Genomic DNA, 26,051 nt, shown 5'->3' with positions numbered 1-26,051 from the left:
CCGGCTTACCGCTGAAGTCCGCGAGGTTGCGAGGAACAGCCACATGTTTGAAATCGGGATGAATGCCTATGTCCGTCATGGATGCGATAGATGTGACCAAGCCGCAGGCGCGTACATCCGCCAGCCTCGAGAAGCCGTCGTTGATCGGCCTGTCGCGCGAGGAGATGGGGGCGGCACTCCGGGAAAAGGGTGTGGCCGAGAAGCAGATCAAGATGCGCGTCTCGCAGCTCTGGAACTGGATCTATGTGCGAGGGGTCTCCGACTTCGACCATATGACGAATGTCGCCAAGGACATGCGGGAGATGCTGAAGCAGCATTTCACCATCGAACGTCCGGAGATCGTCGAGGAGCAGGTCTCCAACGACGGCACGCGCAAATGGCTGTTGCGCTTTCCCCCGCGCGGCGCCGGGCGTCCCGTCGAGATCGAGGCCGTTTATATTCCGGAAGAGGGCCGCGGCACGCTCTGTCTTTCCAGCCAGGTCGGCTGCACGCTCACCTGTTCCTTCTGTCATACCGGGACGCAGCGTCTGGTGCGCAACCTGACGGCGGAGGAAATTCTTTCGCAGCTGTTGCTTGCCCGCGACCGGCTTGGGGACTTCCCGGACCGTGAAGCGCCGCAGGGTACGATCATGCCTGCCGAGGGCCGCAAGGTCAGCAACATCGTCATGATGGGCATGGGTGAGCCGCTTTATAACTTCGATGCCGTCAAACAGGCATTGCTGATCGCCACGGATGGTGACGGCCTGTCGCTGTCCAGGCGCCGCGTGACGCTTTCTACTTCTGGCGTTGTGCCGGAGATCTTCCGCACCGGCGAGGAAATCGGCGTCATGCTGGCGATTTCGCTGCATGCGGTGCGCGACGATCTGCGCGACCTTCTGGTTCCGATCAACAAGAAGTATCCGCTGAAGGAGCTGATCGAAGCCTGCCGGACCTATCCTGGCCTTTCGAACGCACGGCGCATCACCTTCGAGTATGTGATGCTGAAGGATGTCAACGACAGCCTGGAAGACGCCAAGGGGCTGATCAAGCTCCTGAAAGGCGTGCCGGCGAAGATCAACCTCATTCCGTTCAATCCCTGGCCCGGCACCAATTATCAGTGTTCCGACTGGGAGCAGATCGAGAAGTTCGCCGATTTCATCAATTCGGCAGGTTATGCCTCGCCGATCCGCACACCCCGCGGCCGCGACATTCTTGCCGCCTGCGGCCAGCTGAAATCGGAGTCGGAACGCATGCGCAAGACCGATCGTCTGGCCTTCGAGGCGATGATGATCGCCAATCACGGCGCCGACGACTGATCAGCAAGATTGATCCTCGCTACAATTCTCCGCGATTGATTTCAGGGGGTGCTTTTCCTAAAAGTGGCGCCAAAATCATTCAGGAGGATCCCCATGCGCCCGATTTTTCTCGCTCTTGCCGCCAGTTTGGCCCTTTCCCTGCCCGCAAAGGCCGATGACGTCACCGTCGCCGTGACGGCGATCGTCGAACATCCGGCGCTCGATGCAGCGCGCAAGGGTGTTCTCGATGCGCTGACGGCCGCCGGCTACAAGGAAGGCGAGAATCTGAAATTCGTGTTCGAATCGGCGCAGGGCAATCCGGCGACGGCAGCCCAGATCGCCCGCCAGTTCGCCGGTGACGAGCCCAATGTCATCGTGCCGATCTCGACACCCTCGGCCCAGGCCGTCGTCTCCTCGACGCGCGACATTCCTGTCGTCTTCACGGCCGTGTCCGATCCGCTCGGCGCCCAGCTCGTCAAGAACATGGACAAGCCCGGCGGCAATGTCACCGGCCTTTCCGACATGTCGCCGGTCGGCGAGCATCTGGCGCTGATCAAGGAAATCCTGCCCGATGTGAAAAGCATCGGCTATCTCTACAATTCCGGCGAGGCGAATTCCGTTTCGCTGCTCGCCGTGCTGAAGACTGAAGCCGAAAAGGCTGGTCTGAAGGTGGTCGAATCGGCCGCTACCAAGTCCGCCGAGGTCCAGGGTGCGGCACGCGCACTCGTCGGTCGCGCCGATGCGATCTACATTCCGACCGACAACACGATCATCTCCGCGCTCGAAGGCGCTGTCGCGGTGGCCGAGGAGAGCAAGCTGCCGCTCTTTACCGCCGATACGGATTCGGTTTCGCGTGGCTCGATCGCCGCCCTCGGCTTCAACTATTATGATGTCGGCAAGCAGACCGGCGAGATCGTCGTGCGCGTGCTGAAGGGCGAGAACCCGGGCGACATCGCGGTCAAGACTGCCGCCGGCAGCGACCTCGTCGTCAACAAGGCGGCGGCCGAGAAGATGGGCGTCACACTGCCGCAGAGCGTGCTTTCCCGCGCTACCAAAGTCATCGAATAACAAGGCGACTGCCGTCGCTGATCGAGTTTGCAGCCGCTCCCGTTCCACACGGGGGCGGCTGATGGTATTAAAAGCCTGATGTTTTGCGCAAGGCGCGGAGCGGAAGCGGACAGAAGAGGGGCGGAAGCCTTGAGCCAAATCGCATTCTGGGGGGCCGTCGAACTCGGACTGGTCTATTCCTTCGTCGCCCTTGGGGTCTATCTCGCCTTCCGTGTTCTGGATTTCCCCGACCTGACGGTCGACGGCTCCTTTCCGCTTGGTGCGGCGGTGACGGCCGTGCTGATCATTGCCGGCGTCAATGCCTGGCTTGCGGCTCTGATCGCCATGGCCGCCGGTGCCGCCGCGGGCATGGTGACGGCGCTGCTCAACGTGCGCTTCAAAATCCTCAACCTGCTCGCCTCGATCCTGACGATGATCGCACTGTTTTCCGTCAATCTGCGCGTGATGGGCAAACCCAATGTCGCGCTCATCAATGCCGACACGATGATCAGCCCGTTCTTCGGCCATGGCCTTCGCGATTTCTACGTGCGGCCACTCTTCGTCGGTGTTCTGGTCGTCATCGCCCTCATCCTGGTCTGGCGTTTCCTGGAAAGCGATGCCGGGCTGGCAATGCGGGCGACCGGCGCCAATGCAAGGATGGCGCGGGCGCAGGGCGTCGATACCAGCCGGCAGATCTATCTCGGCATGGCGATCTCGAATGCGCTGGTGGCGCTCGGCGGCGCCCTGTTTGCCCAGACGAACGGCTTTGCCGACGTCACCTCAGGCGTCGGCACGATCGTCGTGGGCCTCGCTGCCGTCATCATCGGCGAGACGCTGCTCGGGCGCCGCGGTCTGCTGATCGCGCTTGTTGGATGCGTGCTCGGCTCGATCCTCTACCGCATCGCGATCCAGCTGGCCCTTTCGAGCGACGTCATCGGCCTGCAGGCGTCCGACCTCAATTTCGTCACGGCCGTGCTGGTGACCGTAGCGCTCATCCTTCCCCGTTTGCGCGGAGGTGCCGCGTCGTGATCAACCTCAAGAACATCAAGGTCGTCTTCGGGCGCGGCACGCCGCTGCAGAAGCAGGCGCTCTCGGGTGTCAGCCTGACGATCGAGGAAGGCTCCTTCGTTACCGTAATCGGCTCGAACGGCGCCGGCAAATCGACGCTGCTCGGCGTGCTCGCCGGCGATGTGCTGGCAAGCGAAGGGCAGGTGCTGATCGGCAATAGCGACGTGACGCGCAAGACGACGGCGGCGCGCGCCGGACTTGTCGCCCGTGTCTTCCAGGACCCGCTGACCGGAAGCTGCGGTGCCTTGTCGATCGAGGAGAACCTGGCGCTTGCGGCGCGGCGCGGCGAGCGGCGCGGGCTTGTTTCGGCGCTTGGCGCAAAACGGCGCGACCATTTTCGCGAGAGGATCGCCGAGCTCAATCTCGGGCTGGAGAACCGCATGAAGGACCGCATGGACCTGCTTTCCGGCGGCCAGCGGCAGGCGGTCTCGCTTGTCATGGCGACGCTGGCGGGCTCGGAGGTGCTGCTGCTCGACGAACATACGGCGGCCCTCGACCCTGGCATGGCGGAATTCATCATGGGCCTGACCCAGAAGATCGTTTCCGAGCGCAAGCTGACGACGCTGATGGTGACGCATTCGATGCGCCAGGCGCTCGATTATGGCCACCGCACCGTGATGCTGCATGGCGGCGAGATCGTGCTCGATGTCGCCGGCGACAGCCGCAAGACATTGCAGGTCGAGGATCTGATCGCGATGTTCCGCAAGATGCGCGGCCAGACGCTGGACGATGACGCCCTGCTGATCGGTTAGCTGGCAGCGGATCGTTTCACGACCGCGGGCGGATTGTCCTCAGAGGCCAGGGGAACCGTCATCAAGAGCAGACTTCCACCAGCACGCGATGGCGGTACTGGTTGAGCCATTCCGGCTGGCACTGTTCCGGGTAATAGTCGTCATCGCCGAAGAACAGACGATTTCTATCATGGAAGGCGAAACGGCCGTCGCGGTGTCCGCCAAAATGGCCGGCTCCGCCGAAATGATGCGCTCCGAAGCCGCGATCGGCGAAATTGCCGCCGCCCATATGCGCACCACCGTCGAAGTGGCCGCCGTCACGCGAGAAGCCGCCACCGCCATGGCCTCCGCCGCCGTGAGCTAAGGCAGGTGTTGTCGCTGTAAGGGACGTGGCGGCAAGCGTCAGCGCAACAACTCCTGCTGTTGTGATATTGCGGAACGTAATCATGGACTTATCCTTTCAAGGCAGCTCTTCGTGAGCCGTAAAGGATATGTGGGCAGCGAAGGTGGCGTGGCCTAGCCACAATTGGCGACTTACGATCATATGTTGATCACAAGTAATCGCGCGAAAGGCATGGAATAATTTTGGAAGACGACGAAATTCGCGGTCACCGCCGGTTCCGGCGTGGCGTCTCGCGAATATTGGTGTAGCTGGCGGCGGATCGTTTCACGACCGCGGGCGGATCGATAAGCCGACCGCGGGCTATTTCGCCTGGGTGAGCAGGATCTTCGCAGCGAAGACCGAGAAGACGCCGGCGAAGGTATAGTCCATGCCGCGCAGCACTTTCTTGTTGTTCTGCAGCCAGGAGGCCAGCCAGTCGGCGGCAAAGACGACGCTGGCATTGACCGGCATGCCGATCAAGATGAAGCAGAAGCCGAGAAAGAGCAGCTTTTGGGTGACGGCCGGATCGCCGGCGCTGACGAATTGCGGCAGGAAGGTCATGAAGAAGATGATGACCTTGGGGTTCAGAAGATTGACCCAGAAGCCCGAGGAGATGTTGGAAAGTGGCGTGCCCTTCTGCTCCTCGACCTTGGCGACGGTGAGCTTCGAACCGAAGCGGATCGCCTGTACCGCCAGCCAGAGCAGATAGGCCGCACCGCCGGTCTTCAGGATCAGGAAGGCGGTCGGCGAGGCGGTGATCAGCGCCGAAATGCCGAAAGCGACCAGCATGGTGTGGACGACGATGCCGAGGCTGGTGCCGACGACAACGAAGAGCGCCGCCTTCTTGCCCTGGGCCAGTGCGCGGCTGATCGACAGCGTCATGTCGGGGCCCGGCGTTGCCGCGAGCAGCAGCGTCGCGGCGGCGAAGGCCAGAAGGGTCGGCAGGCTGGGCAGGAAATCCATGACACACTCTGAAAGCCGGAAAGGATCTGGGGATCTCCTACCCGGCTTTCAGAAAATTACCAATCAAACCTTCTGATGGTACCGATTAATTCCGTTCGAGGAAGGCCTTGAACTTGTCAGCATAGTCCTTGTGCCAGCGTGACAGCGGCGGACGGTTCTCGATGATATCGCCGGCCGCCCAGGCCATCCGGCGTTCGTCGACCGGACGCGCCACGTCATTGTCAGGGCAAAGGATATAGAAATCGCCGCGTTCGAGGCTTTCGACCATGAAATCGACGGTCTGTTCCGGCGTCCAGGCGGCGGCCGGTTTCTCGGCGCGGTCGCCCTTGGTGAGGCCGGTGAAGACGAAGCCGGGGATCAGAAGATGGGCGGAGATCTGTCCGCCTTCGGTGTTGCGAAGCTCATGCTGCAGCGCTTCGGTAAAGACCTTCACCCCTGATTTGGAGATGTTGTAGGCGGGGTTGCCGGGCGGCGTGGTGATGCCCTGCTTGGAGCCGGTGTTGATGATCAGGCCGGGCTCGCCATGCGACAGCATCTTCGGGCCGAAGGTGCGCGTGCCGTTGATCACGCCCATCAGGTTGACGGCGAAGATATTGTCCCAGCTCGCCTGCGGGCTGAAGATCGAGGTTTCCGGGCCGATGCCGGCATTGTTCATCAGCACGTGCACACGGCCGAAACGCTGGAGCACGGCGCGTTCGAGCGCCTCCAGGGATTCCTTGACTGCGACGTCGGTCTCGACCGCCATCACATTTTCCTCGCCGGCAATGGCCTTGAGTTCATTGGCGGCGTCGGCCAGCCGATCGCCGCCGAGATCGGCGATGGCGACGCTCATGCCGCGTCCGGCGAAATATTTCGCCGCGGCAAGACCGATGCCGGAGGCGCCGCCGGTGATGACGGCAACATTGGATTTCTTGAAAATGTCTTGAATATTCGTCACGGGGGCAGCCTCTCCTCGAGCATTTGCGGACGCTGGCGAATATGGGCTCCGCTTTGGCGCTGTCAAACGGTATCGGCACCATCAGCGTCGCACTTGGCCTTGCGTCACGCGCCAATCTCGCTAAAAGTGCCGCGACACCGGGTTTTGCCGGCCTTTTATGCAACGGACCTCATCATCATGGCATCATACAAAGACGTGAAGAAAGTCGTTCTCGCCTATTCCGGCGGTCTCGACACCTCGATCATCCTGAAGTGGCTGCAGACGGAGCTCGGCGCCGAAGTCGTCACCTTCACCGCCGATCTCGGCCAGGGCGAAGAGCTGGAGCCGGCGCGCAAGAAGGCCGAGATGCTCGGCATCAAGGAGATCTACATCGAGGATGTGCGCGAAGAATTCGTGCGCGATTTCGTCTTCCCGATGTTCCGCGCCAATGCCGTTTACGAAGGTGTCTACCTGCTCGGCACCTCGATCGCCCGGCCTCTGATTTCCAAGCATCTGATCGATATCGCCAAGAAGACGGGTGCGGATGCGATCGCTCACGGCGCGACCGGCAAGGGCAACGACCAGGTTCGTTTCGAGCTGTCCGCCTATGCCCTGAACCCCGACATCAAGATCATCGCGCCGTGGCGCGACTGGGCGTTCAAGAGCCGCACCGACCTGCTGGCCTTTGCCGAACAGCATCAGATCCCGGTTGCCAAGGACAAGATGGGCGAGGCGCCGTTCTCGGTCGACGCCAACCTTCTGCACTCCTCTTCCGAGGGCAAGGTTCTCGAGGACCCCTCCCAGGAGGCGCCTGAATATGTGCATATGCGCACCATTTCGCCTGAGGCCGCACCCGACAAGGCAACGACCATCAAGGTCGGCTTCGAAAAGGGTGATGCGGTTTCGATCAACGGCGTGCGCATGAGCCCGGCGACGCTGCTGGCGACGCTCAACAATTATGGCCGCGACAACGGTATCGGCCGTCTCGACCTCGTCGAGAACCGCTTTGTCGGCATGAAGTCGCGCGGCGTCTACGAGACACCAGGCGGCACGATCCTGCTTACGGCGCACCGCGCCATTGAATCGATCACGCTCGACCGCGGTGCCGCCCATCTCAAGGACGAGATCATGCCGCGCTACGCCGAGCTGATCTATTACGGTTTCTGGTTCTCGCCGGAGCGCGAGATGCTGCAGGCGCTGATCGACAAGAGCCAGGAGCATGTCGAAGGCGAAGTGACGCTGAAGCTCTACAAGGGCAATGTCATGGTCATCGGCCGCGAAAGCGAAAAGTCGCTCTATTCCGACAAGCTCGTCACTTTCGAGGACGATCAGGGCGCCTACGACCAGAAGGATGCAGCCGGCTTCATCAAGCTCAATGCGCTGCGCCTGCGCACGCTCGCCAAGCGCAACCTCGTGAAGTAATCACGGTTCGCCTTCGAACCGGATATCAGCCCGCCGGCAATTTGCTGTGCGGGCTTTTTCGTGGAGTGAGGTAGCAAACGCCACCAAACTCTTAGAGCGTTCTGGATGACCGGATTGAGGCCAAGAGCAGTCGTTGGCCCGGTGTGAAGGAATGATCGATTTGGGGCCGGGTACGGACTGTGCGGTATCGGCTGGGTAATGCGAGAAGCCGCCGTTCTGCAGCCGACCTCAAGTAAGCCGTTCCGGGCTCTCCATGCCAACTCCAGAAGCGGTCATTCACGAGCCCACCGTGAGGGCGGCTAGAAGCCAAGCGCGCTCGCCCGTCGTTGTTGATCCTCCAGCGACACCACATAGTGAACGAAAGCCGGACACTCTTCGATCGACCAATCAAGCGGATCAGCGTTTCGAGGCCGCGCTTCTGTCGATCATTGAACGCGACTTTGGCCTCGCTGAGATCGGTCTCCGAGTTTCGATCCACAAAGCCAAAGAACTTCCCGAGAAGGCCAGCTATCGCGTCGGACGCCTGCACCCATGAGCGGTCCTTCGAGTCAACAAACGAGAAATTGCCTACCGGTGTTTCAGACTAATCGCCGCGCGCGTGCTTGGTTCACGGAAATCTGAGCGCAGCGAGTGGTCGTCTTCGGGAATTGTGGCGTCCGCGATGGCTACTCCCACCCCGGCAGGTCCCAGACAGCGAAGGACAATATACCGATCGGTAAAGATCTTGACAGATTAGCTGCGCCTAATCTTTACTGACCGGTAATTCGGCGGATGCGGTCCACATGGTCAGGCTGCTCTTAACCAAAGCCTCAAGCTCACGTTGGCTTGCGCCGGCCCCTCCCTGCATGAGGATGCCATGCATCAGGGATTGGACAAAGCGCACGAGACCTTCGACATTGACGGTCGGCAACAGGTCGCCGTCGCGTTTGGCCCGCTCAAACCGGGCCGCGAGCAAGTCGCGCCCGATGGCCTGGCGCCTGAGGACTTCGTTGCGAATGGGCTGCGCCTCATCACCGCCTTGCATTGCGTTAAGAACCATGAGGCAGCCGCGCGGTTGCCCCTCTGCCTGTTGATCGCGTAGCGCTCCCCTGAGCAGCGCTTCGAAAACGCCTCGCGCCGTCGGAGCTTGGAGCGCTTCAGTTAGGTAGTCTTTACGAAGTGACTGATAGAGGTCGAGGGCCTTGAAAAACAATGCTTCTTTGTTGCCGAATGCGGCGTAGAGACTGGGTCGAGTGATTCCCATCGCCTCAGTGAGATCATTCAACGATGCGCCCGCGAAACCCTTGGTCCAAAAGACCCTCATGGCAGCATCGAGCGCTGTGTCGGCGCTGAACCTTCGCGGGTCGCGGCCTAACTCGCCTGCCGGTGCCGCCCCCCTCGTTGAAGCGCTCGCGGCGGCCGCAACGTCGCTGATCGCCCGCCAGGCCGCCATCGCCTGTTCGGCACCCTCTCGCAAGTCGTCGTGCGGCGCGCCGCCGGCGGCTTTCATGGCGAGGCCGCCGAGAACCGACGTCACATAGCTCGCCAGCCCTGAGGCATCAGCGCCCACAGGGAGTTCGCCACTCCGTTTCGCCTCTTCGAACCGGTCTCGCAGTTTCAGTTCTGCCGATTGGCGGCGATGAAGCAGGGCAGCGGGAATGTCGGCATTCTCACTGCCCATCGCCAAGCCCGCATGAACGAGTATGCGGCTGGACTCCTGCGCTGGCGAGGTCGTCAGCAAGCGCTTGACGACTTCTTCGGCCGTGGGGGCTGTGAGCGCCCACTCCCAGTGTTCGTCCTCGCGCGCACTACAGCGGCCGAGAACAGCGTCGAAAAGCCCGCGCTTGCTTCCGAAAGCCGCGTAGATGCTGGGAGAGTTCAAGCCCATTGCGGCCGTCAGTTCCGCCATGGTTGAGCCGTCGTAGCCCCGGCGACCGAAGACGTCCGCCGCGCGATCTAGCACTTCGCTTTCTTCGAACGCGCGGGGGCGGGCCATTGACAGCACTCCATTCTGTAACGTACATAACATAACAGGCTTTGGTCATCCGCCAATCGCGACGTTAGACACGGGCCATTTTGTAGCAGGTGTTAGGCCTGCCTGGCTAGATAGTCAGCCAGCTAGGAGGTAAAACATGAGTTCGTTCCGCTTCGAGCAACACGGTGCGGTGGGCAAACTGATCTTGCTCGGTGATGCAGACAGCGAGCCAGGGTCCGACTTTCCCTCGTCGCTGCGGGCCGCCGTTCGCCAGGCATATGCAAGCGACATCCGCGTCCTTCACTTGACGTCCGCGTCCGGCAACATCGCCGTGGCAGACGATCTGGGCGCCATCGGTGACAAAGGCTCGAAATTTCTCGAAGCGTTTGCGGCCGACATCCTGGCTTCGATCCGTCTCATCGAGGAACTGCCCGTCCCCACGGTTGCTTCGGTAGCAGGGATGGCCTTGGGCGGCGGTTTCGAACTGCTCCTGGCGTTCGATTTCCTGGTCGTCGCAGAGTCGGCGATGCTCGTCTTCCCGGAAGTGTCGGTCGGCGGCATTCCAATGGCAGGCGGGGTGCAGCGGCTCGCTGATCGCGTCGGCAAAACACTCGCCACTCGCTTCGTCCTGCTTTCGGAGCCAATTTTCGGAAAGGTCGCAGTCGATCTGGGTATCGCAACCCATTCAGCGCCTGACGGCGAGTTGGAGGAGGTCTCCGACGAACTTCTGCGGCATCTCGCGACAGGGCCGACCCTCGCGTACGGCAAGGCGCGCACGCTCATCCACACCTGGGCTACCGGCGGCGTTGCGGCTGCCGACATAATCTCCACCCAGCTCGGCGCTGGCATCCTCGACACCAAGGATGGCGCAGAGGGAATGGCCATTGCGGTCGCGGCTGTGCGCAAACATGAGCCGATCCCGAAGATCCAGTTCCACGGGAAGTAACTCGATCCGGTGCTGACATCAATTCTCGGAGTCAGGCAGCGGCTAGTCTGCGACCTGAATCGGAGACGGATGACTGAGAGTCCCAAGTAAAGCCGAACACTATCTCGACCGCCCGCGAACTATTATCGAACTGTGTACTTCAAAGATCGATCTCAGTGGTTGCCGTACCAGGTGCGTCAATTTCACAATTCAAATGGAGCATGAAAGATGAATTTCGTGGATCGGAATAAGTCGCTGAAGCAGACCTTTGTAGAAACCAATGGCGTCAAGCTGAACGTTGTCGAGGAAGGCGAGGGGCCGGCTGTGCTGTTCGTCCACGGCTTTCCTGACGGATGGCGGGGCTGGCGCCGGCAGATGGCGGCAGTCGCGGCCGCGGGTTACCGCGCGATATCGTTCGATACGCGTGGCTATGGCGATAGCTCCAAGCCTGAAGACGCCGCGCTTTACACAGTTCTCTACCATGTCGGAGACCTTGTCGGCATCCTCACGGAACTCGGGATCGAGCGCGCTAGCCTGGTCGGCCACGACTTCGGTGCGACGGTGAGCTGGAACGCGGCGGTGATGCGTCCGGATCTGTTTGACGCGGTCTTCGGCCTCAGTGTCCCTCCGGTGCTGCCGGGTGCGGGGCCTAGCATGCTCGAAATGCTGAAGGCCGCCGGCAAGGAGGGAGCCTTTTATATGTTCCGCCACATGAAGCCGGAGGCCGACCAGGAGTGGGCGGATGCGGCCACGACTTTCCCGGGCGCTCTCTATTGGATGTCGGGGTTGCCCAATGCTTCCGAAGGATGGGGTCCGATGGACCCAAGCAAAGATATGCACCGGCCATCCCCGATCGGCATCCCGCCCTTCGCTGATCGCGAGGATGCCGAGACGATGATCGCAGGCTTCCAGCGTGATGGCTTCCACGGCCCACTGAATATCTATCGCGGCATGCAGCCCTATTTCGACCAAGCAAAAGCATTTGCCGGGGCGAAGATCCGACAGCCAGCCTTCTTTGCGTATGGCACAGCAGACAGCATGGTTAATATGCGAGCTTTGAACGAGGAAGATCTCAAGCCGGCCGTGCCAAACCTCCAGGGGTTCCTACCACTTGAGGGCGTCGGGCACTGGCCACAGCTCGAGGCGTCTGAGGCAGTGAATGAGGCGCTGGTCGCCTTTCTCAACAAGAGGAAGGCTTGAGCCGTGACGACGATTTTTCGTTTGGATGCAAGCATTCGTGCCGTCGGCTCTCAAAGCCGCGCTCTAGCTTCAACGCTCGAGGACTCTATCCGAACGCAACTGGCAGAGCTGGATGTCGTGAGGCGGGACGTTGGCCTTTCACCCCTGCCTGCAACAGCTTGGGCCAGTGCCGTGCAGGCTGGTCCAAAGGCCCTCAGCGAACGCACGACGGAGGAGGTGGAGGCGGCAGCGCTGGCAACCAAATTGGCCGATGAGATGCTGGCAGCAGATGCCTTCATTTTTTCGGTTCCGCTCTACAATTACGCTGTTTCGCAACACGCAAAGGCGTGGATTGACCTTCTGGTAACCGAACCGCGTTTCACCGTTAAGGTGGTGTCGCCGATCTCGAAGCGTCCCGCCTATCTGATCTCAGCGCGTGGAGGCGCGTACGGCCCCGGCATGCCGAAGGAAGGCTGGGACCACGCGACGCCCTGGCTTAGGCGCATCTTCGAAGACAGCTGGGGATTGGACCTCCAACTCATCGATGTCGAGCTGACCCTCGCTGATGTTAATCCCGCTATGGCCCCGTTGCGGAACCTCGCGGCGTCTAATCTTAAGCAGGCGCACGCCGCCGCCAAGCAAGCGGGAGAACAGCTGGCGACGCGACTTACAAAATCGCTGGCGTCTGAGCCGGGGCAAGCGTGACAATGAAGGACCGGCGCATGCCACGGTGCGGAGCATCAGCGCGGACACCGACGTTGCCACACCGGTGATCGCGGAACAACGCCTACGAACGGTGCGCGAGTCCACGGTAGTGGCGCACCCGCGACTTCCAGCGCCGTCGCCGGCAATGTCCGCTTTAGGGCGATGGCACAGCTAACTTTAATGGCCGACTTGGAGGCGCAAAGCAGCCTTATCCTTCGATAGCGAAAAAAGTTCTCTTAGGGCCGAAAGCCGCTCCGCTTTTCGTGCTAATGCAACCACCCTTGACGAATGCCCGCGATTGCCTAGTCTGCCGCGATCATCCTTCGGAGCATTTCCATGACGCAGTCACTGGTCTTCGGCGCCTTTCTGGCGGCGCTCTTTTATGTGCTCATTCCGGGACCCGCCTTCCTGCAGCTGCTCGGCATCGGCGCCGGGCAGGGCCGCAAGGCCGGCGCCTTCTTCATGATGGGGCATCTGGTAGGGGATCTCATCTGGTCGTCGCTGGCGCTTCTCGCGATCGTCGGCGCAAAGACGATCGGAACCTTCGTCTTCGACCTGCTCGGCCTTGCCTGCGGTTTCTACCTCGCCTGGATCGGCTGGAGCGCCGTCAAAGCCAAGCCGAAAGCCGAGGGGCAGGCGCTTGTTGTGGTCGAGCGGCCGTTTCGCCGCGGTCTGATCTTCGGCGTCACCAATCCGAAGGGTTATCCGGTGGCGCTCGCCACCTTCACCGCACTGGTTGCCGGCTCGGCCGGCGCGCTCGATTTCGAGGCGTTGCCGGTGCTGCTCGGCGTGTCGTTCGTCGGTTTCGTGACGGCCGACATTATCCTGATCGGCATCATCGGCGCCGGTACGGTGCGGCGCTTCTATCGCGCCCATGAGCGGTTGATCGTGCGCTGCTCCGGCGTGCTCTTCATGGGATTTGCCGCCCAGGCGCTCTGGCACGCAACGCCCGGCCTGCTCGGCTGGCGCAAGGCCTGATTGAAGCGCGTCGCGATCTTTCAGATTCGCTTCCTATGCTTTAGCTCTTTGTTTTTACGCATGTCGTTATCGCAAAACCGCTGCACACTTTTGCGTGACATGCTCCGATCAGCCATCGAGGAAATTGACGATCGATTTCAGCGTCTGGACCTCGTCAGCATCGCCGATCGACATGGCGATCTGCAGCTGGCTCTTGTAATAATCGAGAAAATTGAAGCTGGTGCCGTCGGTGACGCTGGAGAGATCGATGACATTGCCGAGCGGATCGATCGCATGCATCGGCAGCGGTTCGGAGATCGCGGCGTAGGTATTCTGATCGATCAGGCCGCTATCGAAACTCTGGCGTGCGTAATTGCGCAACTCTCCAGGGCTGACCGCGGTGAAATCCGGGCCTTCGCCAACTTCGTCTTCGATCTGGAACGAGGCCGGGGCGGGAGCTCTGGTCTCGATTTCAATATCAGAGGTCTTCGAACTTTTTGCGTTATTGGGATTGTTTTTAAAAAGCAAACTCTGAGAAGACCGCACAGAAAAAATTTCCATGGCGCATGTCCCCTTACAAGAAGAACATCGGAAAACTAGCGCCTGCGTGTGATTCGCGTCAATCGTTAACGATTGGTTAATTTTCACGTATCAATTGTTGTCCACGAGATTTGGCAGGCGCCCGCCAAATTCGGCAGGCGAGGCAAAAGGTCCTTGCCGGCAACATACCAATTCTACGACAGCCCTCCTATATTGACGATCCATCTGCATGCCAAAAGGAATTCTCCGATGCCTTCTCCACATGATTTCAATCCGGCGCTGGTGACCTGGGACGGTCTTCACGGCCTGCCGCGTTTCGATGCCCTTGATGACGGTGATTTTGCCGCCGCCTTCGAAGCCGCACTTGCCGCGCATGAAAGGGAGATCGACGAAATTGCCGGAAACGGCGATGCGCCGACATTCGACAATACGGTCGTGGCGCTGGAGATTGCCGGCGACGCACTGTCGCGCGTTTCGGCGCTGTTCTGGAACAAGGCAGGCGCGCATACCAATGATGTGATCCAGGCGCTGGAGCGGGAGATCTCGCCGAAGATGTCGCGCCACTATTCGAAGATCGGGATGAATGCAGCGCTTTTTGCCCGCATCGATACGCTCTGGGAGAATCGCGAGACGCTTGGTCTGACGCTCGAACAGACACGCGTGCTGGAACGTCACTGGAAAGGCTTCGTCAAATCGGGCGCCAAGCTTGACAAGACCGAGCAGGAAAAACTCGCCGCGATCGATGAAAAGCTTGCCGGCCTCGGGACGCAATTCGGCCAGAACGTGCTGGCCGACGAGAAGGCCTGGGTACTGGTCCTTTCGGACAGCGCCGAGCTCGAGGGCCTGCCGGAATTCCTTCGTGACGCGATGGCGGCGGCAGCGCGCGAACGCGGAGAAGAGGGCAAATATGCGGTGACGCTGTCACGCTCGATCATCGAGCCGTTCCTCACCTTTTCGGAGCGCCGCGATCTGCGCGAGCAGGCTTTCAAGGCGTGGGTGGCGCGCGGCGAAAATGACGGGGAGACGGACAACCGTGCGGTCATCAGGGAAACGCTGGCGCTGCGCCATCAGGTGGCGACGCTGCTTGGCTACGGCAATTTCGCCGAGCTGAAGCTCGACAACACGATGGCGAAGACAGCGGATGCGGTGAACGGCCTGCTCAAGGCCGTCTGGGCACGGGCGGTGAAACGCGCCGGCGAGGAGGAGACCGATATCGCGGCACTGATCGCCGAGGAAGGCCGGAACCACGAGGTGATGCCCTGGGACTGGCGCCACTATGCCGAAAAGATCCGCGCACGGAAGTTCGATTTCTCCGAAGCCGAGCTCAAGCCTTATCTGCAGCTCGAGAAGATCATCGAAGCCTGCTTCGACGTGGCCGGCCGGCTGTTCGGCATCCGGGCCGTCGAGAAGAAGGGCGTGGCCGCCTATCATCCGGATGTCAGGGTGTTCGAAATCAGGGACCGCGAGGACAAGCTCGTCGCCCTCTTCCTCGGCGATTATTTCGCCCGCAGCTCGAAACGCTCAGGCGCCTGGATGAGCTCGTTGCAATCGCAGCACAAGCTGGAGCTGAAGGACGGCCGCCACGGCGAATTGCCGATCATCTATAATGTCTGCAACTTCGCCAAGCCGGCGGAAGGCAAGCCGGCGCTGCTGTCGCTCGACGATGCCCGCACGCTGTTTCACGAATTCGGCCATGCGCTGCACGGCATGCTGTCGAACGTCACCTATCCCTCGGTTTCGGGCACCGGCGTTTCGCGCGATTTCGTCGAGCTGCCGTCGCAGCTCTATGAGCACTGGCTGACGGTGCCCGCTATTCTGAAGCGCTATGCCGTGCATGTCGAAACCGGCGAGCCGATGCCGCAGGTTCTGCTCGATAAGGTGCTTGCAGCCCGCACTTTCAATGCCGGCTTCAATACGGTCGAGTTCACCTCGTCGGCGCTGGTCGACATGGCGTTTCACACGAGAACGACCGTCGAGGACCCGATGGCGGTACAGGGTGAGGTGCTGGCCGAGATCGGCATGCCGAAGTCGATCGTCATGCGCCATGCGACGCCGCACTTCCAGCACATCTTTTCCGGCGGGTATTCGGCCGGCTATTACTCCTACATGTGGTCTGAGGTGCTCGACGCCGACGCCTTCGCCGCCTTCGAGGAGACGGGAGATGCCTTCAACGGCGAGATGGCGCGCAAGCTCAAGGACAATATCTATTCCGTCGGCGGCTCGGTCGATCCGGAGGACGCCTACAAGGCCTTCCGCGGCAAGCTGCCGAGCCCGGATGCGATGCTCGTCAAAAAGGGACTTTCGACCTTCGAGGAATTGACAGGCAGCGACGCCTAAGACAATTTGATGACATGCCATGATGCGGCGGGGCGACAGCCTTGCTGCAGCTTTTGCGCGTTCCCCCCTTTCGCAAACGCAAAAAAAACTGTATGGACGCCCCAAACTAATAGGCGCGCCCTCTAGAGCGTGCGCCCCAGCTTCAGAGATTTCACATATGGCACTTCGCAATATCGCGATCATCGCGCACGTTGACCATGGCAAAACGACCCTGGTGGATGAGCTTCTCAAGCAGTCCGGCTCGTTCCGCGAAAATCAGCGTGTCGCTGAACGCGTGATGGACTCGAACGATCTCGAAAAGGAACGCGGTATCACCATTCTCGCCAAGGCGACCTCGGTGGAATGGAAGGGTGTCCGCATCAACATCGTCGACACCCCCGGCCACGCCGACTTCGGTGGTGAAGTCGAGCGCATTCTCTCGATGGTGGATGGCGCGATCGTTCTCGTCGATGCGTCCGAAGGCCCGATGCCGCAGACCAAGTTCGTGGTCGGCAAGGCCCTGAAGGTTGGCCTTCGCCCGATCGTCGCGATCAACAAGATCGACCGTCCGGATGGCCGCCACGAAGAAGTCATCAACGAAGTCTTCGACCTCTTTGCGAACCTTGACGCGACCGACGAGCAGCTCGACTTCCCGATCCTCTACGGTTCGGGCCGCGATGGCTGGATGAACGTCAATCCGGAAGGTCCGAAGGATCAGGGTCTTACCCCGCTTCTCGACCTGGTGCTCAAGCATGTTCCGGAGCCGACCGTCCACGAAGGTCCGTTTACGATGATCGGTACGATCCTCGAAGCCAACCCCTTCCTCGGTCGCATCATCACCGGCCGCATCAATTCCGGTTCCATCAAGCCGAACCAGGCGGTGAAGGTTCTCCACGCCGACGGCAAGACGATCGAAACCGGCCGTATTTCCAAGATCCTCGCCTTCCGCGGCATCGAACGCCAGCCGATCGAAGAAGCGCATCAAGGTGATATCATTGCAATCGCCGGCCTTTCCAAGGGCACGGTCGCCGACACCTTCTGCGATCCTTCGATCACAGCACCGCTGCCGGCGCAGCCGATCGATCCGCCGACCGTCACCATGTCCTTCATCGTCAACGATAGCCCGCTGGCGGGCACCGAAGGTGACAAGGTGACGAGCCGCGTCATCCGCGACCGCCTCTTCAAGGAAGCAGAAGGCAACGTCGCCCTGAAGATCGAAGAAGCCGAAGGCAAGGATTCGTTCTACGTGTCCGGCCGCGGCGAACTTCAGCTCGCCGTTCTCATCGAAACCATGCGTCGCGAAGGCTTCGAGCTTGCCGTGTCGCGTCCGCGCGTCGTGATGCACAAGGACGAAAGCGGCCAGCTTCTGGAGCCGGTCGAAGAGGTCGTCATCGACGTCGACGAAGAACATTCCGGTGTCGTCGTGCAGAAGATGTCCGAGCGCAAGGCCGAAATGGTCGAGCTGCGTCCGTCGGGCGGCAACCGTCTTCGCCTGCGTTTCTACGCACCGACCCGTGGCCTGATCGGCTACCAGTCGGAGCTGCTGACGGATACGCGCGGCACGGCGATCATGAACCGCCTGTTCCACGACTACCAGCCCTACAAGGGTGTGATCGGTGGCCGCGTCAACGGCGTGCTGCTCGCCAACGCTCCCGGCGAAGCCGTCGCCTATGCGATGTTCAACCTGGAAGATCGTGGCCCGATGATCATCGAGCCGGGCGAAAAGGTCTATGCCGGCATGATCATCGGCATCCATTCGCGCGACAACGACCTTGAAGTCAACGTCCTGAAGGGCAAGCAGCTCACCAACATCCGCGCCGCCGGCAAGGACGAAGCGGTGAAGCTGACGCCGCCGATCCGCATGACGCTCGATCGCGCTCTCTCCTGGATCCAGGATGACGAGCTGATGGAAGTGACACCGAAGAATATTCGTCTGCGCAAGATGTATCTCGACGCAAACGATCGCAAGCGTTTCGAAAAGTCGAAGGCCGCTCTCTGAGAGCCTAGAGCGCGTCGCAATCTTTCAGAAATCCTTAGAAACCCCGGCCTTCGCGCCGGGGTTTTTTATTGTGCGCCGCGTCGATTCCATCTTGTGACAATCGTTAAAAAAGCGTTAACTTTTGATCGTCGTCCACATATCAAGTCTGTGGGCAATCGATCACAATGCCTCAGTGCATATGGTTAATTGCCTTCGGCGGGACCAGAGTAAACGTTATGAAGACGTTGTCGATCGATGTCCGGCGGGCCGAGCCGCAAGATGCCCGAGCCATATCGGAAACACACAGGCTTGCCTGGCAACACACCTACGCGGGCATCATTCCGCATCGCGCGCTGACGCAGATGATCGAGCGGCGCGGCGAAAGCTGGTGGCGCAAGGCGACGCGCGGACCGGCAACGCTGCTGGTTCTCGATGTTGCCGGAACAGTTGCCGGCTACGCGACACTCGGCCTCAACCGCGCCCGCGCCCTGCCGCAGGAAGGCGAGATTTACGAGCTTTATCTTCGGCCTGAGTATCAGGGCATCGGCCTCGGCAGGATGCTGTTCGGCGAGGCGCGCCGGCTCTTGAAGTCGCTCGGCTGCAACGGGCTGGTTGTCTGGTGCCTCGAGGAAAACGAGAACGCCAGCGACTTCTACCGCAATCATGGCGGAGTCGACTTCTGCGAAGGCATGGAAAGTTTCGACCACAGGCAATTGAAGAAGATCGGCTTCATCTGGAGCTGAACGGCCTGCTGCATCATTCCCTAAATTATGCACTTCAAAATGCTGCAGAGTCTTTTGCGCGTCTGAAAAAATGCGCGGCGCTGGAGTCAGCGTACGACTATCTCCTATTAGAAACTTTTGATGTGAATGTGCGCCGGTGCAGTTAAGCATTGACGCTCTGCCATGTTGCGTTGCCACATGAAACTGATTATCTGGCTGCCAGCACATTCAACCTCGCGGGAGTTTCTTATGCGCATCGACGCCATTTCAATCGGTAATAATCCACCTGAGGACGTCAACGTTATCGTCGAGGTTCCGGTCGGCGGTCACCCCATCAAGTATGAGATGGACAAGGAAGCCGGCACGCTGGTGGTCGATCGTTTCCTCTATACGCCGATGACCTATCCGGGCAATTATGGTTTCGTGCCGCACACGCTGTCGGAAGACGGCGACCCGATCGACGTACTGATCGCCAGCACCCGCCCGCTGGTTCCCGGCTGCGTCATCAATGTGCGGCCGATCGGCGTCCTGAAGATGGAAGACAATTCCGGCAAGGACGAGAAGATCATTGCCGTGCCGTCGCCGAAGCTGACGCTGCGCTATGAGAAGGTGAAGGACTATACCGATCTTCCCGAGATCACGCTGAAGCAGATCGAGCACTTCTTCGAGCACTACAAGGATCTGGAGCCCGGCAAGTGGGTGAAGATCTTCGGCTGGGGCGACTCCAAGGAAGCCGGCGAACTCATCCTCGAAGCCGTCGAGCGAGCCAAGAAGAAAGGCTGATTGTTCAGCCTAAAAATATCTCGAGCTTTTTTACCAAATCCTCCGGATCGCCGTCGATTCGGAGGATTTTTTTGCGCGCGGTCTCACCCGAGACGAGACTGACGCTGGATTTGGGAATGCGCAGGGATTTTGCGATCAAAAGGATGAGTGCCTTGTTGGCCTTGCCTTTCTCGGGCACGGCAGTGACGCGTGCCTTCAGCAACGCTTCACCCTCGCCGTCGGCCTCGATGCCATCGATCGCGTCACGCCCGCCATTCGGCGTCAGCCGGACGGCGAGGCGCAGATGGTCATCGAAAAGGCTCCAGGGACGGCTCAAGCGACCAGCGGGTACAGCGTGGTCCAAAGCAAGGTGCGCAGGAAGAAGATGATCAGCAGCAGGATGATCGGCGAAATGTCGATGCCGCCAAGGTTCGGCAGCAGGCGACGGATCGGCTTCAGCACTGGTTCGGTGACATTATAGAGGAATGTGCCGACCGAATTGACGAACTGATTGCTGGAATTGATAACATTGAAGGCATAGAGCCAGGAAAAAATGGCACTGGCAATCAGGATCCAGGTGTAAATATTCAAAGCCAAATCAATGGTTTGAAACAGCGCAAACATCATCGTCTCCAATTCGTTGTTGACAGACATGTAGACATTGGCGACTAAACGGGCAAGTGCCGTGTGGAAACGCGCGGTGAATCATGTTTAACGGGCGGCTTTGCCGCTATTCCGGCGCCCGTCTCCTCGGAAAACATCCATGTCGTTTTCGCCCACCGGAGACCGTTTTGCCGCGTTCCGGCATCCGTCCTACACGCGTTTCTTCTTCGCGCGCTTCCTGCTTTCCTTCTCGCAGCAGATCGTCAGCGTCGCCGTCGGCTGGCAGATGTACGATCAGACGGGCAGCGCGATCTATCTCGGATTGATCGGTCTTGTGCAGTTCCTGCCGTCGCTGCTGCTCATCCTCGTCACCGGTTCGGTGGCCGACCGGTACAATCGCCGGGCGATCGCGGCCCTCTGCTCGCTGGTGAGCGCGCTCTGCACGCTGGCGCTGCTGGTTATGACTGTCATGGGAACCTTCACGCCCTTGCCTGTTTTCGCGGTGCTTTTGATCTTCGGCATCGAACGCGCCTTCATGTCGCCGGCGGTGCAGTCGCTGGCACCCAATCTCGTGCCGGAGCAGGCACTCTCCAACGCCATCGCCTGGAATTCGTCGTCCTGGCAGCTCGCGGCTATCACCGGCCCGGTGCTCGGCGGTCTGCTCTACGGCGTCAGCGCGACGACCGCCTATACGGTGGCGGTGATCTTTTCCGTGCTCGGTGCCGCCCTTCTCTACACGATTCCGAAACCGGTGCAGAAGACGACTGGCGAAACCAAGAGCTGGGCGATGATCCTCGGCGGCTTCAGTTTCATCCGTGCCGAAAAGGTGGTGCTCGGGGCGATCTCGCTCGATCTCTTTGCCGTGCTGCTCGGCGGCGCAACGGCGCTGATGCCGATTTTTGCACGTGATATCCTTACCCTCGGGCCCTGGGGCCTCGGACTGCTGCGCGCCGCACCCGGCCTTGGTGCCATCGTCATGGCGATCTTTCTCGCCGCCTATCCGCTGAAACATCGCGCCGGCATCTACATGTTCATCGGCGTCGCCCTGTTCGGCGTCGGAACGATCATCTTCGGCGTCTCGACCAATACCGAGGTCTCGATTGCGGCGCTGGCGCTGATGGGGGCGGCCGACATGGTGTCGGTCTATGTCCGCGAGAGCCTGATTGCGCTCTGGACGCCGGATCAGCTGCGCGGCCGCGTCAATGCGGTCAACATGGTCTTCGTCGGCGCTTCGAACGAGCTCGGGGAATTCAGGGCGGGCACGATGGCGGCGATCTTCGGCGCGGTGCCGGCGGTCGTCATCGGCGGAATCGGAACGCTTGTCGTGGCGGCGATCTGGGCTTCGAGTTTCCCCAAGCTGCGCAGGATCGATACGCTGGACGCGCCCAGCACATAGTCGGAATCGACTATGCGCGAAGGGCGATAGAGGACGTCGCCATCGCCGTCTTTCCCTCGAAGACGATGTCGAGAAATTCGGTCAGCCAGGCTTTCAGCGGCGCGTCGAACAGCATGCGGCCTTCGAGATGTTCGCGCCCCTGCTGGGCGTTCGGCAGGATGAAGCGATGGGCGCCATGCACGACCCAGCGATGCATCATCACCCGGGTCAGTTCGGCGTGGAACTGCAGGCCCCAGGCGTTGTCCTCGTAGCGGAAGGCCTGGTTCGGATAGGCATCGCCTTCGGCCAGGAGGTCGGCGCCGCGCGGCAGTTCGAAGCCCTCGCGGTGGAAATGATAGACCATCCTCGGCCAGTGCATCAGCAGGCGGCCCTTCTCGGTCGGGTGCAGCGGATACCAGCCGATCTCCGTCGAGCCGTCGGCATTCGGCTGCACCTTGCCGCCGAGATGATGCACCAGCATCTGCGCGCCGAGGCAGATACCGAGGTAGGGGCGTTTTTCCCGCAGGGGAACGTCGATCCAGTCGATTTCCTTCTTGATGAAGTCATCGGGATCGTTGGCGCTCATCGGCCCGCCGAAGACGACGGCGCCGGCATGGTCTTTCAGTGTTGTCGGAAGCGGCTGGCCGAGAACCGGGCGACGGATATCGAGGCGATAGCCCTTTTCGACGAGCAATTGGCCGACACGGCCGGGGCTCGACCGCTCCTGATGCAGGACGATGAGGATCGGGCGCCCGTCGCGGTTCGGGTTTTGCTCAGTCGGTATCATCTTGCGCAACCTGGACATCTGTCACCCGGGCGGCGGCCTCCTGCCGCTTCTGGATGCGCTCGCGCGAGGAGACGCCGAGCAGATCGGCGATACGCCAGATCACATGGTCTTCCATCTCGCTGCGCTCGCCATCGGCATAGACGATGTCCCAGAGGATGCCGATCAGCTCGAGGCGTTGCTCGGTATTGAGATGACGTTTCAGGTCGGCGGTGAAGCGATAATAGTCGACGGCGGAGCTTTCGGCCTCAAGGCCGGCGGCTATCAGAGCATCGAGCTGCTTGCCGTCGAGTGCATACTGCTCCTTCAGGAGCTTGCGCAGCCGCTTCTTCTCGCTGGCTTTGATCTGACCGTCGGCCTCCATGACCTGCATGCAGAGCGCGGCCACTGCGATGCGGGGATCATCAGGGGCAAAACCTTTTTTCGGGTGGTCGGCGGTGAGATTCTGGAAGAATGCCTGAAAGCGTTCGAACATGCGGTTTTCGTTCCATTTCAGAAAAGGCGGAGCCGTGTCTTGGGTTCCGGTTCCACCCTGGGATCGCGAACGCCGGGATCATCCGGCAGTCCGCCAAAGAAAGGTTTCGTCTCGCTCGGCGCGGGCGCTTTATCGCCGGCGGCCGGTTCGACGGGTTTCGGTTTTGCCGATGTCGGTGCCGGTGCCGGCGTGGGGCGCACAGCCTCGGCAATCGTCGCGGCGCGTTCCAGCTCAATGATGCGATGGTCGTTAACCGGGCTTTCCGGCCTGACGTCACGCAGCGGCGGCAGTGTCTTCAAAGCCGTTTCGATCGAGGCCGGCGCCGAACCATCTTCGAGCGGACCCTCGATCTGGCCGAAGGGCGCCTTCCATTCGAAGGCGTCGAGACGGCCGGTCACCGGCGATACCGGCAGCCACTTGTCCGAGACGAAGCCGTCTGCCACCCAGGCCGGATCGCGCGGCGCCTTGAGCGCCTGGGCCAGCCAATGGCGCACGCGACCCTGATCTCCGGTCTCGGCTTCTTCGATGTCGGCCAACAGCAGGTAGGCGGCTTCACGCGGCTGCATGCGGGCCGCCGCTTCCGCCTTGGCACGGGCCTTGGCGAATTCCTGCGCGTCGAGTGCTGCCTGGGCGACGACGAGAAGGGATTCGACGTTGTTCGGGCGCTGCCCTTCCAGCCGCTCGGCGCGCTTCAGCCGGTCGAGCGTGGAATCGCCGCTGCGGGCCCGGACATAGGCTTGGCCGATCTCGGGATGCGGTGCCGATTTCCAGGCCTGTTCGAGGATCGAGGCGGCCTTGCGCACGCCGCCTTCGCGAAACAGCGCCTTTGCGGCAATGAGGGCCGCCGGAATGAAATCGGCGGCAAGCTTCAGCGCCTGCAGGGCGTCGTCGCGGGCACCCGTCGGGTTGCTTTCCAGCTTCTCGCCGGCGCGCGCCGTCAGGAGGACGGCGTGCAGACGGTTGGCTTCGGCCTTTTCGACGACGCGGGCAGCCTTTTGCTGTTCGAGCAGGCGGATCGCATCGTCCCAGCGGCCGGCCTGGCTGCGATATTCGAGCGTCGCCTGTGCGGCCCAGGGAAGATATGGCGCGTTGTCGGCAGCCCTTTCGGCATATTGGCGGGCGGCCTCGTTGGCTCCGAGACGGCGGGCTTCCAGATAGAGGCCGCGCAGACCGAGTTCGCGCGTTTCGGGATCGTTGGCCATGGCCTCGAACTTGGCGCGCGCCTCGTCATGCCGGCCTTCGATCAGGGCGGCTTGGGCCTCGAGCAGGTTGATCAGTGGCTCCTGATCGGCGCGGATGAGGCCACGCGAGCGGGCGGCCATCTTGCGGGCGAGCAGCGCATTGCCGGCGCCGGCGGCGATCAGGCCGGTCGACAGTGCCTGATAACCGCGGTCCCGCTTGCGGGCGCGGAAATAACGCGTCACCGAATGCGGCGAGGTCCAGACCAGGCGGACGAACCACCAGGCGATCATTACGGCGGCGATGAGAGCGATGATCGCGCTGGCGGCGACGATCAGCTTCGTCTGATAGATCTGGCCCTCCCAGATCAGCGAGAGGTCGCCGGGACGATCGGCGAGCCAGGAGAAGCCATAGGCAAGAAGCAGCACGAAGAGGGCGAAGGCGACAAGGCGGATCAGCATGGTCTCATCCTTCCTTGCCGGTTCCGGAAACCGCTTTCGACAGCGCCCCGCCGACCAGTTCCTCGACGCGGATGCGCGCTTCGAGCGATTGCTTGAAGGCGCTGGACGCCTGCTTGCCGAGAGCCGGCAGATTGTTCCATTCGGCGGATGCGCCGGGCAGGTCGCCGCTTTTCACCTTGTCCTCCATGCGGGCGGCGATGGCTTCGACGCTTTCGCCCTCGATATTGCCGACGGGACGGACACTCACCAGCGATTTGGCGCTCGACATCAACCGGTCCGACCAGCTCTGGTTCGGATCCGGCTGGTTGACGGCTTCGACGATCGCGGTGGCGACATCGGCAACCTCGCCCACCAGCTCGGCGCGTGAGGGAATGCCGGTCTCGGCAAAGGCTCGGAGATCGGCAACGGCTGGATCGTCGGGTGCGACGCCGGCGAAGGTGTCGAGTTCGGCCAGGAACGGGCCACCGCGATCGATCGCCGCCTTCAGGGCGGCAGCGGTGATCGCCCGGGCAACGGCGACGTCCTCGCGCGGCTCGTTCAGCTTTTTTTCTGCCTCTTCCAGGCGCTTGGCGATATCGGCGCCGTTCGTCGTCTGCTGCTCGGATGACTGGGCAAGCGTCGAGCGCAGCTGGTCGACCTGGCCGGTCAGTTCCGCAATCCTCTGGTTGAGTGCATCGACGTTGCCAGAATCGGCTGGCGCGCCGGCCGCGGGGGCCCTTGCAGCCGTTTCCAGCGCAGCGATGCGCTTCTCAAGCTCACCAATATCCGCGCTCGCCGGATTGGCGGCAAGGTTGGCGACGGTCTGTTTCAGGCCATCGATCTCACCGGAAAGATCGGCAATTTCCGGCGAGGTCGTCTGCGGCGCGGAGGAGCCCGGGAGGTAGCCGGCATACTGGATAGCGCCGGCGCCAAGCAGCGCCACGAGGCCGCCGAAAATGCCGGCGGCAATGAGACCGGAGGTGCCGGCGCTCTTCGGCGCAGGCTGTTCGGGAGGAGGGGTGAAGGAAGGTTCCGGAGCTGCCGGTTCCTCCTCCGGCGCGTCCATCACAGGCTTCTCTTCATCTTCGGCATGCGACGCAGTCTCGGTTTCGGGCGGCAGGCCGACATCGGCGGCAGCGGTGCTGTCGGCGTCGGCAGTTTCGTTGTCGACCGGTTTTTCGGTATCGGCTGCAGCGGCGAATTCCTGTGCATCGAGGTCGATCGTGACCGGCTCGTCGGCGCTCTTCGAATGGCGTGGCGGGTTTCCCGATACCATGAGGTCCTCTTTATTCTGCATTGCAACGAAACTAGACAGTGATGCCAGTTAAGGGAAGAGGTTAGATCAAATTTGGGC

Annotated in this window: 25 protein-coding genes; 14 read left to right on the top strand and 11 right to left on the bottom strand. The window is 61.2% G+C overall.

Annotated elements, in window-relative coordinates:
- The first annotated feature begins 68 nt into the window (after positions 1–68).
- The 4 genes from rlmN (at position 69) to CUJ84_RS21125 (ending at position 4,141) form a co-directional block, all read left to right on the top strand.
- Positions 69–1,295 carry a 23S rRNA (adenine(2503)-C(2))-methyltransferase RlmN gene (gene rlmN / locus CUJ84_RS21140; RefSeq protein ID WP_105007626.1) on the top strand — a complete coding sequence of 409 codons (1,227 nt, stop codon included), beginning with the start codon at positions 69–71 and terminating at the stop codon, positions 1,293–1,295.
- Between the two features lie 93 nt (positions 1,296–1,388).
- The gene (locus CUJ84_RS21135) at positions 1,389–2,342 is read left to right on the top strand and encodes an ABC transporter substrate-binding protein (protein WP_105007625.1); all 954 of its coding nucleotides are present in this window, start codon (positions 1,389–1,391) and stop codon (positions 2,340–2,342) included.
- Between the two features lie 129 nt (positions 2,343–2,471).
- The gene (locus CUJ84_RS21130; RefSeq protein ID WP_017989717.1) at positions 2,472–3,350 is read left to right on the top strand and encodes an ABC transporter permease; all 879 of its coding nucleotides are present in this window, start codon (positions 2,472–2,474) and stop codon (positions 3,348–3,350) included.
- Positions 3,347–4,141, top strand: coding sequence for an ABC transporter ATP-binding protein (locus CUJ84_RS21125; protein ID WP_105007624.1), 795 nt, complete (start codon positions 3,347–3,349; stop codon positions 4,139–4,141). Before CUJ84_RS21130 ends, CUJ84_RS21125 begins: the two co-directional genes overlap by 4 nt.
- A 61-nt stretch (positions 4,142–4,202) precedes the next feature.
- Here CUJ84_RS21125 and CUJ84_RS21120 read toward each other — a convergent pair whose 3' ends face one another.
- From CUJ84_RS21120 to CUJ84_RS21110, 3 genes are all read right to left on the bottom strand, one after another.
- Complete coding sequence (locus CUJ84_RS21120; protein ID WP_105007623.1) at positions 4,203–4,568, bottom strand: hypothetical protein; 366 nt, start codon at positions 4,566–4,568, stop codon at positions 4,203–4,205.
- Positions 4,569–4,823: 255 nt separating this feature from the next.
- Entirely contained in the window at positions 4,824–5,465 is a 642-nt protein-coding gene (locus CUJ84_RS21115) for a LysE family translocator (RefSeq protein ID WP_017995428.1), read from the bottom strand.
- Positions 5,466–5,550: 85 nt separating this feature from the next.
- Positions 5,551–6,402 carry an SDR family NAD(P)-dependent oxidoreductase gene (locus CUJ84_RS21110; protein WP_105007622.1) on the bottom strand — a complete coding sequence of 284 codons (852 nt, stop codon included), beginning with the start codon at positions 6,400–6,402 and terminating at the stop codon, positions 5,551–5,553.
- Between the two features lie 177 nt (positions 6,403–6,579).
- Here CUJ84_RS21110 and CUJ84_RS21105 point away from each other — a divergent pair, with 177 nt between their 5' ends.
- Positions 6,580–7,803, top strand: coding sequence for an argininosuccinate synthase (locus tag CUJ84_RS21105; RefSeq protein WP_105008268.1), 1,224 nt, complete (start codon positions 6,580–6,582; stop codon positions 7,801–7,803).
- Positions 7,804–8,545: 742 nt separating this feature from the next.
- Here CUJ84_RS21105 and CUJ84_RS21100 read toward each other — a convergent pair.
- Positions 8,546–9,778, bottom strand: a complete 1,233-nt coding sequence (locus CUJ84_RS21100) for a TetR/AcrR family transcriptional regulator (RefSeq protein WP_105007621.1) — start codon at positions 9,776–9,778, stop codon at positions 8,546–8,548.
- A gap of 136 nt (positions 9,779–9,914) precedes the next feature.
- Here CUJ84_RS21100 and CUJ84_RS21095 point away from each other — a divergent pair, with 136 nt between their 5' ends.
- The 4 genes from CUJ84_RS21095 to CUJ84_RS21080 all read left to right on the top strand — a co-directional run bounded on the left by CUJ84_RS21095 (position 9,915) and on the right by CUJ84_RS21080 (position 13,544).
- On the top strand, positions 9,915–10,703 hold the full coding sequence (locus CUJ84_RS21095; protein WP_105007620.1) for an enoyl-CoA hydratase/isomerase family protein: 789 nt from the start codon (positions 9,915–9,917) through the stop codon (positions 10,701–10,703).
- A gap of 207 nt (positions 10,704–10,910) precedes the next feature.
- Positions 10,911–11,882 carry an alpha/beta fold hydrolase gene (locus CUJ84_RS21090; RefSeq protein WP_105007619.1) on the top strand — a complete coding sequence of 324 codons (972 nt, stop codon included), beginning with the start codon at positions 10,911–10,913 and terminating at the stop codon, positions 11,880–11,882.
- Between the two features lie 3 nt (positions 11,883–11,885).
- Positions 11,886–12,566: an FMN-dependent NADH-azoreductase gene (locus CUJ84_RS21085; RefSeq protein WP_105007618.1), complete on the top strand. Its 681-nt coding sequence runs from the start codon at positions 11,886–11,888 to the stop codon at positions 12,564–12,566.
- A gap of 336 nt (positions 12,567–12,902) precedes the next feature.
- On the top strand, positions 12,903–13,544 hold the full coding sequence (locus CUJ84_RS21080) for a LysE family translocator (protein WP_105007617.1): 642 nt from the start codon (positions 12,903–12,905) through the stop codon (positions 13,542–13,544).
- 108 nt (positions 13,545–13,652) lie between these two features.
- On the opposite strand, the gene CUJ84_RS21075 is transcribed toward CUJ84_RS21080, so the two are convergent.
- On the bottom strand, positions 13,653–14,084 hold the full coding sequence (locus CUJ84_RS21075) for a hypothetical protein (RefSeq protein WP_105007616.1): 432 nt from the start codon (positions 14,082–14,084) through the stop codon (positions 13,653–13,655).
- A 228-nt stretch (positions 14,085–14,312) separates the two neighbouring features.
- Here CUJ84_RS21075 and CUJ84_RS21070 point away from each other — a divergent pair, with 228 nt between their 5' ends.
- The 4 genes from CUJ84_RS21070 (at position 14,313) to ppa (ending at position 19,862) form a co-directional block, all read left to right on the top strand.
- Positions 14,313–16,400, top strand: a complete 2,088-nt coding sequence (locus CUJ84_RS21070) for a M3 family metallopeptidase (protein WP_105007615.1) — start codon at positions 14,313–14,315, stop codon at positions 16,398–16,400.
- Between the two features lie 157 nt (positions 16,401–16,557).
- Positions 16,558–18,378 carry a translational GTPase TypA gene (typA, locus tag CUJ84_RS21065; RefSeq protein ID WP_018243938.1) on the top strand — a complete coding sequence of 607 codons (1,821 nt, stop codon included), beginning with the start codon at positions 16,558–16,560 and terminating at the stop codon, positions 18,376–18,378.
- 215 nt (positions 18,379–18,593) lie between these two features.
- Complete coding sequence (locus tag CUJ84_RS21060) at positions 18,594–19,100, top strand: GNAT family N-acetyltransferase (RefSeq protein WP_018243937.1); 507 nt, start codon at positions 18,594–18,596, stop codon at positions 19,098–19,100.
- A gap of 228 nt (positions 19,101–19,328) precedes the next feature.
- Positions 19,329–19,862 carry an inorganic diphosphatase gene (gene ppa / locus CUJ84_RS21055; protein WP_011653868.1) on the top strand — a complete coding sequence of 178 codons (534 nt, stop codon included), beginning with the start codon at positions 19,329–19,331 and terminating at the stop codon, positions 19,860–19,862.
- A gap of 4 nt (positions 19,863–19,866) precedes the next feature.
- Here the strand turns inward: ppa and CUJ84_RS21050 are convergent, their stop codons facing one another.
- Together CUJ84_RS21050 and CUJ84_RS21045 are read right to left on the bottom strand one after the other, a co-directional pair.
- On the bottom strand, positions 19,867–20,178 hold the full coding sequence (locus CUJ84_RS21050) for a DUF167 domain-containing protein (RefSeq protein WP_105007614.1): 312 nt from the start codon (positions 20,176–20,178) through the stop codon (positions 19,867–19,869).
- Positions 20,175–20,465, bottom strand: a complete 291-nt coding sequence (locus tag CUJ84_RS21045; RefSeq protein ID WP_018448228.1) for a YggT family protein — start codon at positions 20,463–20,465, stop codon at positions 20,175–20,177. The genes CUJ84_RS21050 and CUJ84_RS21045 overlap by 4 nt, the downstream gene beginning before the upstream one ends.
- Positions 20,466–20,604: 139 nt before the next feature.
- On the opposite strand from CUJ84_RS21045, the gene CUJ84_RS21040 reads away from it, so the two are divergent.
- Positions 20,605–21,840, top strand: coding sequence for an MFS transporter (locus CUJ84_RS21040; protein ID WP_105007613.1), 1,236 nt, complete (start codon positions 20,605–20,607; stop codon positions 21,838–21,840).
- Between the two features lie 10 nt (positions 21,841–21,850).
- Here the strand turns inward: CUJ84_RS21040 and CUJ84_RS21035 are convergent, their stop codons facing one another.
- The 4 genes from CUJ84_RS21035 to CUJ84_RS21020 are packed head-to-tail and all read right to left on the bottom strand — an operon-like array spanning position 21,851 to position 25,994.
- Complete coding sequence (locus CUJ84_RS21035) at positions 21,851–22,624, bottom strand: glutamine amidotransferase (protein WP_105007612.1); 774 nt, start codon at positions 22,622–22,624, stop codon at positions 21,851–21,853.
- Entirely contained in the window at positions 22,593–23,078 is a 486-nt protein-coding gene (locus tag CUJ84_RS21030) for a TerB family tellurite resistance protein (RefSeq protein ID WP_105007611.1), read from the bottom strand. Before CUJ84_RS21030 ends, CUJ84_RS21035 begins: the two co-directional genes overlap by 32 nt.
- A 17-nt stretch (positions 23,079–23,095) precedes the next feature.
- Positions 23,096–24,718, bottom strand: coding sequence for a heme biosynthesis protein HemY (locus CUJ84_RS21025; RefSeq protein WP_105007610.1), 1,623 nt, complete (start codon positions 24,716–24,718; stop codon positions 23,096–23,098).
- Positions 24,719–24,722: 4 nt separating this feature from the next.
- Positions 24,723–25,994: a COG4223 family protein gene (locus CUJ84_RS21020; RefSeq protein WP_199788742.1), complete on the bottom strand. Its 1,272-nt coding sequence runs from the start codon at positions 25,992–25,994 to the stop codon at positions 24,723–24,725.
- Between the last annotated feature and the right edge of the window lie 57 nt (positions 25,995–26,051).

The organism is Rhizobium leguminosarum, from assembly GCF_002953715.1.
Taxonomy (GTDB): domain Bacteria; phylum Pseudomonadota; class Alphaproteobacteria; order Rhizobiales; family Rhizobiaceae; genus Rhizobium; species Rhizobium leguminosarum_V.
Note: the sequence above shows the minus strand (reverse complement) of the source record. Positions and strands in the feature narration are given on the sequence as shown.